11 protein-coding genes are annotated in these 14,034 nt (G+C 60.7%); all 11 read right to left on the bottom strand.

The features are described 5' to 3' along the window. Positions 1-22 precede the first annotated feature (22 nt). A complete protein-coding gene (gene ftsA, locus GJV78_RS02320) occupies positions 23-1,285 on the bottom strand; it encodes a cell division protein FtsA (protein ID WP_155106801.1) in 1,263 nt (420 codons plus the stop codon). Then, positions 1,282-2,112, bottom strand: a complete 831-nt coding sequence (ftsQ, locus tag GJV78_RS02315) for a cell division protein FtsQ (protein ID WP_155106800.1) — start codon at positions 2,110-2,112, stop codon at positions 1,282-1,284. The genes ftsA and ftsQ overlap by 4 nt, the downstream gene beginning before the upstream one ends. A 1-nt stretch (position 2,113) precedes the next feature. Further along, on the bottom strand, positions 2,114-3,034 hold the full coding sequence (locus tag GJV78_RS02310) for a D-alanine--D-alanine ligase (protein ID WP_155106799.1): 921 nt from the start codon (positions 3,032-3,034) through the stop codon (positions 2,114-2,116). Beyond that, positions 3,027-4,502, bottom strand: a complete 1,476-nt coding sequence (murC, locus tag GJV78_RS02305; protein WP_155106798.1) for a UDP-N-acetylmuramate--L-alanine ligase — start codon at positions 4,500-4,502, stop codon at positions 3,027-3,029. Before murC ends, GJV78_RS02310 begins: the two co-directional genes overlap by 8 nt. A 218-nt stretch (positions 4,503-4,720) precedes the next feature. Further along, on the bottom strand, positions 4,721-5,788 hold the full coding sequence (gene murG, locus GJV78_RS02300) for an undecaprenyldiphospho-muramoylpentapeptide beta-N-acetylglucosaminyltransferase (RefSeq protein ID WP_155106797.1): 1,068 nt from the start codon (positions 5,786-5,788) through the stop codon (positions 4,721-4,723). Then, on the bottom strand, positions 5,785-7,029 hold the full coding sequence (gene ftsW / locus GJV78_RS02295) for a cell division protein FtsW (RefSeq protein ID WP_155106796.1): 1,245 nt from the start codon (positions 7,027-7,029) through the stop codon (positions 5,785-5,787). Before ftsW ends, murG begins: the two co-directional genes overlap by 4 nt. Next, entirely contained in the window at positions 7,029-8,345 is a 1,317-nt protein-coding gene (gene murD / locus GJV78_RS02290) for a UDP-N-acetylmuramoyl-L-alanine--D-glutamate ligase (protein WP_155106795.1), read from the bottom strand. Before murD ends, ftsW begins: the two co-directional genes overlap by 1 nt. A 2-nt stretch (positions 8,346-8,347) precedes the next feature. After that, positions 8,348-9,430, bottom strand: coding sequence for a phospho-N-acetylmuramoyl-pentapeptide-transferase (gene mraY / locus GJV78_RS02285; protein WP_155106794.1), 1,083 nt, complete (start codon positions 9,428-9,430; stop codon positions 8,348-8,350). Next, positions 9,424-10,782: a UDP-N-acetylmuramoyl-tripeptide--D-alanyl-D-alanine ligase gene (gene murF / locus GJV78_RS02280; RefSeq protein WP_155106793.1), complete on the bottom strand. Its 1,359-nt coding sequence runs from the start codon at positions 10,780-10,782 to the stop codon at positions 9,424-9,426. The genes mraY and murF overlap by 7 nt, the downstream gene beginning before the upstream one ends. Then, positions 10,779-12,266: a UDP-N-acetylmuramoyl-L-alanyl-D-glutamate--2,6-diaminopimelate ligase gene (gene murE, locus GJV78_RS02275; RefSeq protein WP_167519325.1), complete on the bottom strand. Its 1,488-nt coding sequence runs from the start codon at positions 12,264-12,266 to the stop codon at positions 10,779-10,781. The genes murF and murE overlap by 4 nt, the downstream gene beginning before the upstream one ends. Beyond that, positions 12,253-14,007, bottom strand: coding sequence for a peptidoglycan glycosyltransferase FtsI (gene ftsI / locus GJV78_RS02270; protein WP_155106792.1), 1,755 nt, complete (start codon positions 14,005-14,007; stop codon positions 12,253-12,255). Before ftsI ends, murE begins: the two co-directional genes overlap by 14 nt. Positions 14,008-14,034: the final 27 nt, after the last annotated feature.

Genomic DNA, 14,034 nt, shown 5'->3' with positions numbered 1-14,034 from the left:
AACGTCGTCGGCCTCATAAAAATTAAAATTCTTTGCGCAGCCAGTTGTTCAGGCGCTTGATCCATGAACCAACTGATGCCGTAACCCGTTTTTCTACTTCCGCTTCACCATTCAAATGGGACTCTTTCCCGTAGTGAAGCAGCCCAACCGCCGTAGAGTAGTACGGCTCCTGGGCATAGTCCGTCAGTCCGGTGATATTCAGCGGCGCGCCAATGCGAACCTGCGTATGGAACACGCGCTGGGCGCAGGCCGCAAGCCCTTCAATTTGCGCCGCGCCGCCGGTCAATACAATTCCTGCCGCAAGGTGGTGCTTAACCCCCTGCTGACGAAGCTGTTCCTGAAGCTGCAAAATCTCTTCGTTAACCAGGTTGAGCAGCTCGGTATAACGTGGCTCAATCACTTCCGCCAGCGTCTGCCGCTGCAGGCTGCGCGGCGGGCGTCCGCCCACGCTCGGCACCTCAACGCTTTCGTCTTTGCCAACGATGGAACCCAGCGCGCAGCCGTGGCGAACCTTAATGGCCTCCGCATCGCTCGGCGGCGTGCCGAAGGCGTAGGCGATATCGCTGGTCACGACGTTTCCGGCGTAGGGAATCACCTTGGTGTGACGCAACGCTCCGCCAGTATAAACGGCGATATCCATTGTACCACCTCCGATATCCACAACGCAGACGCCCAGCTCCCGCTCATCTTCGGTCAGTACGGAATAGCTGGCCGCCAGTCCGGCAAATATCAGTTGGTCAACTTTTAAACCACAACGTTCAACGGCTTTAACAATGTTTTTCGCCATATCGTTGTGACATGTGATCAGGTGCACCTTTGCCTGCATCCGCACACCGGAAAGACCGACGGGGTTTTTGATGCCTTCCTGATAGTCAATGGCGTACTCCTGGGGGATAACGTGAAGAACGCGGTGCTCATCGCGGACGCGAACCGACTTCGCGGTATGCACAACGTTCTCAACATCCTCCTGGGTTACTTCCTCTTCTGAGATAGGCACCATGCCGATCTCATTCTGACAGCTGATATGCTTGCCAGAAAGCGCCAGATATACCGAGGAGATTTGGCAATCCGCCATCAGTTCCGCCTGATCAATGGCGCGCTGGACGCACTTCACCACCGACTCCAGGTCGTTAACCCCGCCTTTATCCATACCACGCGACGGGCAGCTGCCCACGCCAATGATATTGATCATACCGTCGGGCAGAACTTCCCCTACTAAAGCGGCAACTTTCGCGGTGCCAATCTCCAGTCCAACTACCAGTTTTCTGTCCGTCGCCTTGATCATTGTTGTTCTGCCTGTGCCTGATTCTGTTGCTGATTAGATTCCTCAGAAGCCAGGGTAGCCCACCCTACCGCCGCTCCCGAGTCATAGCGCAAATCAACGTAGCTAATCCGTTTACCATCGGTTTGCGCCTGCTGCTGTAAAACCGGGTAGAGTTCTACAAAGCGAGCCAGACGTTTCATCGTGTCGCCCCTGCCGAGGTTGAGCTTAATGTCGTTATTCAGCGTCAACTGCCAGGATCGACGCGCGGTCATGGCCGCTTCCTTTAGCGTAAACCGCGCCTGCGCCAGCACCTGGCCCATCTCCCGGTAGCCCTGCAGCACTTCGCTCGCGCTGCCCTCCGGGCCGTGCAGCACGGGAAGCGTCTGTCCGCCGATACGATCGGACGGCACGCTAAAGATGCTCCCTTCGGCATCCACCATGTGCTGGTCATTCCAACGCGCTACCGGAACGTATTCAACCAGATGAATCTTCAATTCGTCCGGCCACTGTTTTCTCACGCTGGCCTGCTTAATCCACGGCAGTCGCTCTATCTGGCTCTGGATGATATTGACATCCTGAGTCATAAAGGTGCCGGGCGCGCCCAGCGCCAGAATTGACTGGCGAATGTCATCATTGCGCGTATAGTGCCGCTCGCCGGTCAGCACCAGCCTCGACAGCGGCAGACGCTGCGCGTCTTCCATCCACCCCAGCACAACCCAGCCGCTGACCAGCACGGTACACAGCACCGTCAGCAGAAAGAGTATGCCCGCAAGGCGTGTTCCGTTACTCCGGCGGGAAGAGGAGACCTCTTCTTCGCTGTTTCGCGAGTTCAGCGCAGCCTGCGACATATCAGCCCGCCAACGCCAGAATACGCACTACCAGCTGCGAGAAGGTCATTCCCGCCTGCCGCGCCGCCATCGGCACAAGGCTATGGCTGGTCATCCCCGGCGACGTATTCGCCTCCAGCAGATAGAACTGGCCGTCACTATCCAGCATGACGTCAATGCGACCCCAGCCCCTGCAGCCCAACGCTGTCCAGGCGTTCAGCACCAGGGCGTTCAGCTGAGCCTCCTGCGCCGCATCCAGTCCCGAAGGGCAGAAATAGTGTGTCTCATCAGAGAGATACTTCGCTTCATAATCATAGAAGGTTCCGGCGGGTTGGATACGAATCGACGGTAAAATTTCTTGATCGAGTATGGCTACCGTAAACTCCGGCCCGCTGAGCCATTTTTCGATAAGCACCTCATCGTCATGGCGAAAGGCCAGCGCCAGCGCGCCCTGCAGAGCGCTTTGCTCCGTTACCTTCGACATTCCCACGCTGGAGCCTTCGCGGCTCGGCTTCACGATAAGCGGCAGTCCGAGCGCGGCGATCTGCGCCCGCAGCGCCTCGCTCAGCCCGTTCTCAAACCCGGTGCGGGTCAGCGCAACCCACGGCGCAACGGGCAGGCCCGCGCCCTGCCACAGCAGTTTGCTGCGCAGCTTGTCCATTGAGATAGCGGACGCCATCACGCCGCTGCCGGTATAGGGCAGGCCAATAAGTTCCAGCATCCCCTGCAGCGTGCCGTCTTCGCCGCCGCGGCCGTGCAGCGCGATAAATACCTTGTTAAAGCCCCTCTCCTTCAGGCGGCTGATGTCGACCTCTTTCGGATCGACCAGATGAGCGTCCACGCCGCCCTCGCGCAGCCCGGCGAGCACCGCCGCGCCGGAGTTCAGTGAGACTTCGCGTTCCGCGGAGGTTCCGCCTGACAGCACCGCAATTTTATCAGCCATGCTGCTCTTCCTCCTCAGTTTGCGGCTGCAGTTTGATTTCAGCTAAGGTCCGCGCGATTTTGCCTATATTTCCCGCACCCTGCACCAGAACCAGATCGTTACCGGTTAATACCGGTGCCAGCATTTGTGCGACCTGCGTCGGTTCGGAAATCAGGATCGGGTCCACCTTGCCGCGGCCGCGGATTGTCCGGCACAGTGAGCGGCTGTCCGCCCCCGGTATCGCCGCTTCGCCCGCCGGATAGACGTCGAGCATCAGCAGCGCGTCGACCTGGCTCAGCACGTTAGCGAAGTCGTCATACAAATCCCGGGTGCGCGTAAAACGATGCGGCTGAAAAATCATCACCAGATGTTTGTCCGGCCAGCCAGCCCGCGCCGCCTTAATCGTGGCGTCCACTTCCGTTGGATGGTGGCCATAGTCATCAACCAGCATCGCCGTTCCGGCACTGCCGTTAACCCGCGCCAGCGGAAATTCACCGAGGAAATCAAAACGACGCCCGGTTCCCTGGAAGCTTTCCAGCGCGCGCAGGATCGCGTCGTCCTCAATGCCCTCTTCCGTCGCCACCGCCACGGCCGCCGCCGCATTGAGCGCGTTATGGCGGCCCGGGGCGTTCAGCGTAACCCGCAGCGCGGGTTTGTCGTGGCGCAGCAGCGTAAAGTGCCCCTGCGGGCCGGTCTGCTGATAATCATCCACCCGCACATCGGCATCGTCGCTGAAGCCGTAGGTTGTGATCTGGCGACCCACGCGCGGCAGCAGCTCACGAATCACCGGGTCGTCCACGCACATCACCGCACGACCATAAAACGGCAGATTGTGCAGAAAATTAATAAACGTCTGCTTTAAATTTTCGAAATCGCCCTGGTAGGTATCCATATGGTCGGCTTCGATATTGGTGACAACCGCCACCATCGGCTGCAGATGCAGAAACGAAGCATCGCTCTCATCGGCTTCCGCAATCAGGTAACGGCTGTGGCCCAGGCGCGCGTGAACTCCCGCCGCCTTCACCAGCCCGCCGTTAACAAAGGTCGGATCCAGCCCGGCTTCGGCGTAAATGCTGGAGACCATCGCGGTGGTCGTGGTTTTGCCATGCGTGCCGGCAATGGCGATGCCGTGGCGAAAACGCATCAGCTCCGCCAGCATTTCCGCCCGCCGGATCACCGGGATACGCGCCTCATGCGCCGCCACTATCTCCGGGTTATCGGCAGAGATGGCGCTGGAAACCACCACCACGCTCGCTTCGCGCACGTTTTCCGGCCGATGGTTAAAGAAAATCGTCGCCCCCAGGCTCGCCAGCTGCTGGGTGACCGGATTCGGCGCCAAATCAGAACCACTAATCTGATAGCCTTCATTGGCCAGAACTTCGGCAATACCGCCCATACCGGCACCACCGATGCCGACAAAGTGGATGTGCCGAACGCGACGCATTTCGGGCACAATGGAACGCAGTTTTGCCAGTTGTTGTGTATTCATGTTTTACGCCATTAACTCCAGTACTCGTCATAGTTCAAATTGCAGATTGGTTGGCTCTGTCTGGCCCTCGCCCCGCCGGGGACAGCGCCAACGGCGTTTCAAGCGGGCCAGGCCAGTTGGCCGGCGCTCTACGCACAGGGCGCTCGCTGCCTCAACGCCTTTCTGCAACCCGAATAATTCAGGTAAAAAACCTTGCGGTGCAAAAGGCACCGCCACACTTACGTCCGGGCGGCCCGGCTGACTTCACTCGCGACGCGCCCGGTGGCATCCGGAACGGATGCGGCGCGGGCGCGCTCCGCCATGGCTAATAATGTTTCCCGCGTCCAGCCGGACAGCGCGTTCACTACGGCATCCGCAGTAAACTGCGGCTGCTCGATAATTTTGGCGGCTCCCGCCTTCTCCAGCGGCAGCGCATTCCAGTACTGCTGCCGATCTTTATGCTGGAACGGCACAAACAGCGCGGGCAGACCGGCCGCGGCGATTTCGCTCACCGTCAGCGCCCCGGAGCGGCAGACTACAACGTCAGCCCATGCGTAGGCGGCGGCCATATCATCGATAAATTCGCACACCTGATGCTGTGGCTGTCCGGCGTCGGCATAGGCCTGCGCCACCGTTGGCTGCGCGCCCTTGCCACACTGGTGCCAGATGGTCACCGCATCGCCGAGCCTGGCGGCCGCCTGCGGCAGCGTCTGGTTGAGCACCCGCGCCCCCTGGGAGCCGCCAACCACCAGCACGCGAACCGGCCCTTCACGTCCGGCCAGGCGCTCCCGGGGAGCCGGCAGCGCCAGCACATCGGTGCGCACCGGGTTACCCACCACCTCCGCATTCGGGAAAGCGCCGGGAAACGCCTGCATTACCCGGGTGGCAATCTTCGCCAGCCACCTGTTGGTTAAGCCGGCGATCCCGTTTTGTTCATGCAGCACCACCGGAATGCCTAAAGACCAGGCGGCAAGCCCTCCAGGTCCGGAGACGTAGCCCCCCATACCGAGCACCACGTCGGGTTTAAACCGCTTCATAATGGCGCGCGCCTGACGCCAGGCGTTGAAAATACGCAGCGGCGCGGCCAGCAGCGCCTTTATGCCCTTGCCGCGCAGGCCCGAGATACGGATAAAATCGATGTCGATGCCGTGCTTCGGCACCAGCTCTGCCTCCATACGATCGGCGGTGCCCAGCCAGCGAACCTGCCAGCCTTCGGCCATTAAGTGGTGCGCAACCGCCAGCCCCGGGAACACGTGTCCACCGGTCCCGCCCGCCATCACCATTAACCGCTTACCCTGACCGCTCATCGTGAACCTCGTGTAAACGCCTGCGCTTTCTCCAGGCGTGTTTCATAATCGATCCGTAATAACAGCATGATCGCCGTCGACATAATCAGCAGGCTGGAGCCGCCGTAGCTGATAAGCGGCAGCGTCAGGCCTTTGGTTGGCAGCATGCCCGCCGCCGCGCCGATGTTCACCAGGGTCTGGAAACTGAACCAGATGCCGATAGAGCAGGCCATAAAGCCGGAAAAGCGCTGATCGATCTCCAGCGCCCGACGCCCAATAGACATGGCGCGAAAAGCGACGAAGAATACCATCAAAAGCGTCAATACCACACCCATATAACCCAGTTCTTCGCCAATAATGGCGAAGATGAAGTCGGTATGCGCTTCCGGCAGATACTCCAGTTTTTGTACCGAATTGCCCAGCCCCTGTCCCCAGAGTTCACCGCGGCCGAACGCCATCAGCGACTGGGTGAGCTGATAGCCGCTGCCGAACGGATCCTGCCACGGATCCCAGAACGAGGTGACGCGGCGGATACGATAGGGTTCCGCGAGGATCAGCAGCACCACCGCCGAAATCCCCATGCCGATAATGGCGAGGAACTGCCACAGCTTCGCCCCGGCGAGAAACAGCATCGCCAGCGTGGTCACGAACAGCACCACCACCGTCCCGAGGTCCGGCTGCGCCAGCAGCAAAACCGCCAGCACCAGCAGCACGCCCATCGGCTTCAGGAAGCCCCGCAGGTTGTTGCGCACCTCATCAACCTTACGCACCAGATAGTTGGCCAGATAACAGAACAGCGACAGTTTAGTAAACTCCGCCGGCTGAATACGCAGCGGACCCAGCGCAATCCAGCGTGACGCCCCGTTCACGGAGCTGCCCAGAACCAGCACAATCAACAGCATCGCGATCGAAAGGAGCAGCATCACGGCGCTGTAGCGCTGCCAGAACACCATCGGCAGGCTCAGCGTAAACAGGGATAAACAGAACGCGAGGAAGATATAGAACGCATCGCGCCTGGCATAGAGGAACGGATCGCCTGCCAGGCGCTGCCCAACGGGCATCGACGCCGAGGTCACCATGATAAAACCGATGGCCGCAAGGCCGAAGGTCAGCCACAGCAGCGTGCGGTCGTACATCACCAGGCTGTCGGTGTCCTTTTCCCGCGAGCCCATCACCCAGCCTTTGAGCGGCGCAAAGACCCAGGCCAGGAGAGTCATTCCCGGCAGGCGCGGCATCTTCAGGCGAGGGAGAGATAAGCGCATCAGCCCAGCTCCTCGGCCAGGCGGGTAAACTCCTCGCCCCGCTGTTCAAAATTTTTAAACTGATCGAGGCTGGCGCAGGCCGGCGACAGCAGTACCATGTCGCCCGGCCTGACGCGCGGTGCCAGCAGGCGCATTGCCGCCTCCATGGTTTCCGTCCGTTCAGCCACCTCCGGACGCAGAGCCGCAAGCAGCCCACCGTCGCGCCCGAAGCAGTACAGGCGCACCCGATCGCCGTTCAGATAGCGGAGCAGCGGGGAGAAATCCGCCGCTTTGCCGTCACCGCCCAGCAGCAGATGCAGCGTGCCCTCAACGTGCAGGCCGCTGAGAGCCGCCTCGGTGCTGCCAACGTTGGTGGCTTTCGAGTCGTTGATCCAACGCACGCCGTTGTGCTCCAGCGCCAGCTGGAAGCGGTGCGCAAGGCCGGTAAAGGTGGTCAGCGCCTTCAGACTGCTGGCGCGCGGCAGGCCGACGGCGTCCGCCAGCGCCAGCGCGGCGAGCGCGTTGGTGTAGTTATGCTGGCCGCTGAGCGGCATCTCTTTGACGTTCAGCACCTTCTCGCCCTTCACCCGCAGCCAGGTCTCCCCCTGCTGCTGATTAAGGTGGTAGTCGCCCATATTCACGCCAAAGCTGACGCAGCGCTCATCGGCACCGCGCACGGGCATGGTCAGCGCGTCGTCGGCGTTCACGACGCAGACTCCGGCCTGTTCATAAACGCGCAGCTTTGCCGCCCGATACTGCTGTAGACCAAACGGATAGCGATCCATATGATCTTCCGTTACGTTCAGCACCGTGGCCGCCGCCGCATGCAGGCTGGACGTGGTTTCCAGCTGGAAGCTGGAAAGCTCCAGCACGTACAGTTCACGCTCTTCATTCAGCAGCATCAGAGCGGGCAGGCCGATATTACCGCCCACGCCGGCGTTAACGCCGGCCGCCTTCGCCATCTCGCCAACCAGGGTGGTGACCGTGCTTTTGCCGTTAGAACCGGTGATCGCCACGATCGGGGCCTGGGCTTCGCGGCAGAACAGCTCAATATCACCCACGATCTCAACGCCGGCGTTGGCGGCGGCGCTCAGGGCGGGATGCGCCAGGGCTATCCCCGGGCTGGCGACGATCAGATCCGCCGCCAGCAGCCAGTCGTCGTTCAGGCCGCCGGTATGGCGCTCCACGGACTCCGGCAGCTTATCCAGCCCCGGCGGCGTTGGCCGGGTATCCATCACGCGAGGGGTAACGCCGCGGGCCAGAAAGAAGTCCACGCAGGAGAGTCCGGTCAGACCGAGTCCAATAACAACGACGTTTTTACCCTGGTAATCAGCCATGTTTAACGTACCTTCAGCGTTGCCAGGCCAATCAGCACCAACATCAGCGAAATAATCCAGAAGCGCACGATAACGCGCGGTTCCGGCCAGCCCTTAAGCTCATAGTGGTGGTGAATGGGTGCCATCCGGAAAATACGCTGGCCGCGCAGTTTAAAGGAGCCGACCTGCAGGATCACCGACAATGTTTCCACCACAAATACTCCCCCCATGATCACCAGCAGAAACTCCTGACGCAGCAGCACGGCGATAATCCCCAGCGCGCCGCCCAGCGCCAGCGAACCGACGTCGCCCATGAAAACCTGAGCCGGATAGGTGTTGAACCACAGGAAGCCCAGCCCCGCGCCAACGATAGCCGTACAAACGATAACCAGCTCGCCGGCGTGACGCAGATAGGGAATATGCAGATAGTTGGCGAAATTCATATTGCCGGTTGCCCACGCCACCAGCGCAAAGCCGCCGGCGACAAAGACCGTCGGCATAATGGCCAGGCCATCGAGTCCGTCGGTCAGGTTAACGGCGTTGCCGGTGCCAACGATAACAAAGTAGGCCAGCAGCACATAAAACAGCCCCAGCTGCGGCATAACGTCCTTGAAGAACGGCACGACCAGCTGCGTCGCCGGCGTATCTTTACCCGCCAGGTAGAGCGCAAACGCCACCCCCAGCGCGATCGCCGACATCCAGAAATACTTCCAGCGGGCGATCAGGCCCTTAGTGTCTTTACGCACCACCTTCCGGTAGTCGTCGACAAAGCCAATAATGCCGTAGCCCACCAGCACCGCCAGCACGCACCAGACGTACGGGTTTGACGGGTAGGCCCACAGCAGGACGGAGACCACGATCGCCGTCAGAATCATAATACCGCCCATAGTTGGCGTACCGCGTTTACTGAAGTGCGACTCCGGGCCGTCGTTACGCACGACCTGCCCAAAGGAGAGCTTTTGCAAACGGGCGATCATGCGCGGCCCCATCCACAGGGAGATGAACAGCGCGGTCAGCAGGCTGACGATGGCGCGAAACGTCAGATAGGAAAAGACGTTAAAGCCGGAATAATATTTGACCAAGTGCTCGGCCAGCCAAACTAACATGTTCCATTCTCCTGTAATGCGCGCACCACCTCTTCCATGGCGGCGCTACGTGAACCTTTCACTAAAATTGTAACGATCTGCCGCTCATTTATCAGCGACTTAAGGCGGGCAACCAGCGCCGGTTTATCTACAAAATGTTCGCCCACGCCGCTGGCTTCGCCGATTGTCTGGCTCTGTTTTCCGACGCTCAGCACGCGATCGATGCCCGCCGTCTTCGCCGCTTCGCCAACCTGGCGATGGCAGGCGACGCTTTCCGCCCCCAGCTCCGCCATGTCGCCCACCACCAGTACGCGATAGCCCGGCATTTCCGCCAGCACCTGCACCGCAGCGGTCATTGAGCCGACGTTAGCGTTGTAGGTGTCATCAAGCAGCAGCTGGTTTTCCGCCAGCTGAACCGGGAACAGGCGACCCGGCACCGCCTTCAGGCCAGCCAGACCGGATTTAATCGCCTCAGGCGACGCCCCCACCGCCATCGACAGCGCGGCCGCCGCCAGCGCATTGGCGATATTGTGACGCCCGGGCAGCGGCAACAACACCTCCACGCCGCCGGTCGGGGTTTGCAGTAAAAACTCGGTGCCGCGCGGAGTCAGGCGAATATTAGCCGCCGAGAAGTCGGCGCTGGCATCGTGCGGCGAGAAGCGCCAGACCCGGCGATCGCCAATAACCGCCTGCCAGTTCAGCCAGTCGTTATTATCGGCGTTGATAATGGCGACGCCGTTTGTCGGCAGGCCGGTAAAGATTTCCCCTTTGGCTTTGGCCACTCCCGCCAGCGAGCCGAAGCCTTCCAGGTGCGCGGCGGCAAGGTTATTGACCAGCGCCGCCTCCGGACGGGTCAGGCCGACGGTCCAGGCGATTTCGCCCTGATGGTTAGCGCCCAGCTCAATGACCGCATAGTCGTAATCGTGGTTCAGCCGCAGCAGCGTCATCGGCACGCCGATATCGTTATTCAGGTTGCCGGCGGTATAGAGGGTATTTCCGCAGCGGCTCAGAATGGCGGCGGTCATCTCTTTTACCGAGGTTTTGCCGGAGGAGCCGGTCAGGGCCACCACCCGCGCCGGAACCTGCGCACGCACCCACGCCGCCAGCTCGCCAAAGGCCTGGCGCGTATCTTTAACAATCAGCTGCGGCAGATCGACCGCCAGCGGGCGCTCAACCAGCAGCGCACCGGCACCGCCGGCCCTGGCCTGCTCCGCAAAATCATGGGCGTCAAAGCGCTCGCCCTTCAGCGCCACAAACAGACAGCCAGGGGTCAGCCTGCGCGTGTCGGTCGTGACCGCGTCAAGAGTCAGATCGCCGCCCTTCAACTGGCCGCGCAGAACGTCGGCCAGCTGGCTGAGAGTTACGCTAATCATGCGATAACCCCCAGCAGGCGCGCGGCGGTTACGCGATCTGAGTAATCCAGACGCTGGGTGCCGACAATTTGATAATCTTCATGACCTTTGCCCGCCAGCAGCACCACGTCGTTCTCCTGGGCCTGCATAATGGCGTTCGTCACCGCCCCGGCGCGGCCTGCCATCACCTTCGCTCGCCCGGCGTCCAGCATCCCCGCCAGAATATCGTTAATAATGGCGTGCGGCTCCTCGGTGCGCGGATTATCATCCGTCACCACCACCACGTCGGCGAACTGCTCGGCGATAGCGCCCATCAGCGGCCGCTTGCCCTTGTCGCGATCGCCACCGCAGCCGAAAACGCACCACAGCTTACCGCGGCAGTGCAGACGCGCCGCCTGCAGCGCCTTTTCCAGCGCATCCGGCGTGTGGGCGTAGTCCACCACCACCGTGGCTTTTCCCGGTGCGCTAAAGACCTCCATCCGCCCGCACACCGGCTGCAGCCGGGCTGCGGTGTTCAACAGCGCGGCAAGCGGATAGCCCAGCGCCAGCAGGGTCGCCAGCGCCAGCAGTAAATTACTGACGTTAAACGCGCCCATCAGGCGGCTCTCAATCTCGCCTTCGCCCCAGCTGGAATCGAAGCGGATGGTCGCGCCGCTGTCGTGGTAGTTCACGTCGACGGCCTTCAACCAGCGGCCGTGACAGTTCGGGTTTATGCGATCTTCCATAGACACCGCCACCGCATCCGGCAGGCGGCTCAGCCAGCGACGGCCCACTTCATCATCGGCATTAACAATTGCCTGGCCAAAGTGGTGCGTGGAGTACAGCAGCCACTTCGCCGCTTCGTAGTGCTCCATATCACCATGATAATCAAGGTGATCCCGACTCAGGTTGGTAAAGACCGAGGCGGCAAACCGGACCGCCGCCACGCGGTGCTGAACCAGACCGTGAGAGGAAACCTCCATCGCACCGAAGGTCGCCCCCTGCGCAGCCAGCCCCGCCAGCACCTGCTGTACGTCAACGGCAGAGCCGGTGGTGTTCTCCGTCGGGATGACTTTACCCAGCAGCCCATTGCCGACCGTGCCCATCACCGCGCTGGTTTCGCCAAGCAGCTGGCTCCACTGCGCCAGCAGCTGCGTGGTGGTGGTTTTCCCGTTGGTGCCGGTCACCCCCACCAGGCGCATTTTTTCCGAAGGCGCATTGTAAAAGCGGGCGGCCAGCGCCGACAGGCGCTCATTGAGCTGGCTGAGATAGATAACCGGAACGCCGTGCACTTCACGGATTTCACCGTCGCTCGCCTCGCCCTTCGCCTCTGCAATAATGGCAGCCACGCCTTGCGCTATCGCCTGCGGGATATATCGACGCCCGTCCGCCTGATGACCAGTCACCGCCACAAAGAGATCGCCCGACGCCGCCGTACGGCTGTCAAGGGTCATCTCCCGCAGTGTCCGCGCGGGTAGCGCAGGCACCCATGGCGCAAGAAGGTCGCGCAAATTACGATCTGCCACCTGTTCCCTCACCTTGATTAATTACATATTCACTTTTGTCGCCCGTCGCCAGCGCATCCGGCTCGATGTTCATGGTCCGCAGTACGCCGCCCATGATGGCACCAAAAACCGGCGCGGAGACGGCACCGCCGTAGTATTTACCCGCCTGTGGATCGTTGATAACCACAACCAGCGCGAAGCGCGGCCGACTCGCAGGCGCGACGCCTGCGGTATAAGCAATGTATTTGTTGATATAGCGTCCGTCCGGCCCGACCTTTTTCGCCGTACCGGTCTTAATGGCGATGCGATAGCCCTTAATTGCCGCCTTTACCCCGCCGCCGCCCGGCAGCGCTACGCTTTCCATCATATGCACCACGGTGCGGACAATGGATTCCGGGAAGACCCGCTCGCCGGGAACCGGAGGATCAACTTTAGTAATCGACAGCGGGCGATAGATGCCATAGCTGCCGATAGTTGCATAGACCCGCGCTAACTGTAACGGCGTTACCATTAGCCCGTAGCCGAAAGAGAAGGTGGCCCTCTCAATGTCAGACCACCGTTTTTTTTGCGGATATAAGCCACTGCGTTCTCCGACCAGCCCCAGGTTGGTCGCTTTTCCCAGCCCAAAACGTGAGTAAGTGTCTACCAACGCTGAGGACGGCATCGCTAACGCCAGCCTGGAAACGCCAACGTTACTCGACTTCTGTAATATTCCGGTGAGCGTCAGTTCGCTGTACCGCGCCACGTCTTTAATTTCGTGGCCGTTAATTCGATAGGGGATGGTATTCAGCACGCTATTTTCGCGCACCACGCCGCGCTGCAGGGCGGCCATTAACACCATCGGTTTGACGGTAGAGCCCGGTTCGAAAACGTCGGTAATGGTGCGATTGCGCATCGCGTCTTTCGGCGTGCCGCTCAGGTTATTCGGGTTATAGGAGGGGCTGTTGGCCATCGCCAGCACTTCGCCAGTATTCACATCCACCAGCACGGCGCTGCCCGACTCCGCCTTATTGTAAGCGACGGCGTTGTTCAGCTCGCGGTAAACCAGCGCCTGCAGGCGCTCGTCGATGCTCAGGGCGAGGTTATGCGCCGCCTGGCTGTCGGTGGAGGAGATATCCTCAATCACGCGCCCATAGCGGTCTTTGCGCACGATACGCTCGCCGGGCTGGCCGGTAAGCCATTTATCAAAACTTTTTTCAACGCCCTCAATCCCCTGGCTGTCGACGTTGGTAAAGCCGATGAGGTGAGCGGTTACTTCCCCGGAAGGGTAGTAGCGGCGAGATTCCTCGCGCAGATGTATTCCCGGCAGCTTCAGCTTTTTAATGTAGTCAGCCATATCCGGATTCAGCTGACGCGCCAGGTAGATAAAGCGCCCTTTCGGATTGGCATTTACTCGTGCCGACAGCTGATCCAGCGGCAAATTCAGCGCCGTCGAAAGCGCCTTCCAGCGGTCGTCAACGACGATACCGCCCGCCTCATTGACCTCTTTAGGATCCGCCCAGATGGCTTTTACCGGCACGCTCACCGCCAGCGGGCGGCCGGAGCGGTCGGTGATCATGCCGCGAGAGGTTGCGACCTCCTGCACGCGCAGGGAGCGCATATCCCCCTGACGCACCAGCATATCCGGCGCAACGATCTGCAGCCAGGCGACGCGGCCCAGCAGAAGCGCCATCGCCAATAAAATACAGCCGCACAGCAACGCAAAACGCCAACGAATAAAGTTGGTCTGTTCCTCCTGGCGTTTTGGTTTTACGCGCGTCATCCTTCAAGCTGCCTCTGCTTTAGCGGC

This window comes from Intestinirhabdus alba (genome assembly GCF_009711095.1).
Classification (GTDB): Bacteria; Pseudomonadota; Gammaproteobacteria; order Enterobacterales; family Enterobacteriaceae; genus Intestinirhabdus; species Intestinirhabdus alba.
This window is presented reverse-complemented; position numbering and strand designations above follow the sequence as displayed.

Bases quoted from the DNA above. Each gene is read 5' to 3' on its own strand.
- ftsA (WP_155106801.1), bottom strand. From the start codon at position 1,285: ATGATCAAGGCGACGGACAGAAAACTGGTAGTTGGACTGGAGATTGGC.
- ftsQ (WP_155106800.1), bottom strand. From the start codon at position 2,112: ATGTCGCAGGCTGCGCTGAACTCGCGAAACAGCGAAGAAGAGGTCTCC.
- GJV78_RS02310 (WP_155106799.1), bottom strand. From the start codon at position 3,034: ATGGCTGATAAAATTGCGGTGCTGTCAGGCGGAACCTCCGCGGAACGC.
- murC (WP_155106798.1), bottom strand. From the start codon at position 4,502: ATGAATACACAACAACTGGCAAAACTGCGTTCCATTGTGCCCGAAATG.
- murG (WP_155106797.1), bottom strand. From the start codon at position 5,788: ATGAGCGGTCAGGGTAAGCGGTTAATGGTGATGGCGGGCGGGACCGGT.
- ftsW (WP_155106796.1), bottom strand. From the start codon at position 7,029: ATGCGCTTATCTCTCCCTCGCCTGAAGATGCCGCGCCTGCCGGGAATG.
- murD (WP_155106795.1), bottom strand. From the start codon at position 8,345: ATGGCTGATTACCAGGGTAAAAACGTCGTTGTTATTGGACTCGGTCTG.
- mraY (WP_155106794.1), bottom strand. From the start codon at position 9,430: ATGTTAGTTTGGCTGGCCGAGCACTTGGTCAAATATTATTCCGGCTTT.
- murF (WP_155106793.1), bottom strand. From the start codon at position 10,782: ATGATTAGCGTAACTCTCAGCCAGCTGGCCGACGTTCTGCGCGGCCAG.
- ftsI (WP_155106792.1), bottom strand. From the start codon at position 14,007: ATGACGCGCGTAAAACCAAAACGCCAGGAGGAACAGACCAACTTTATT.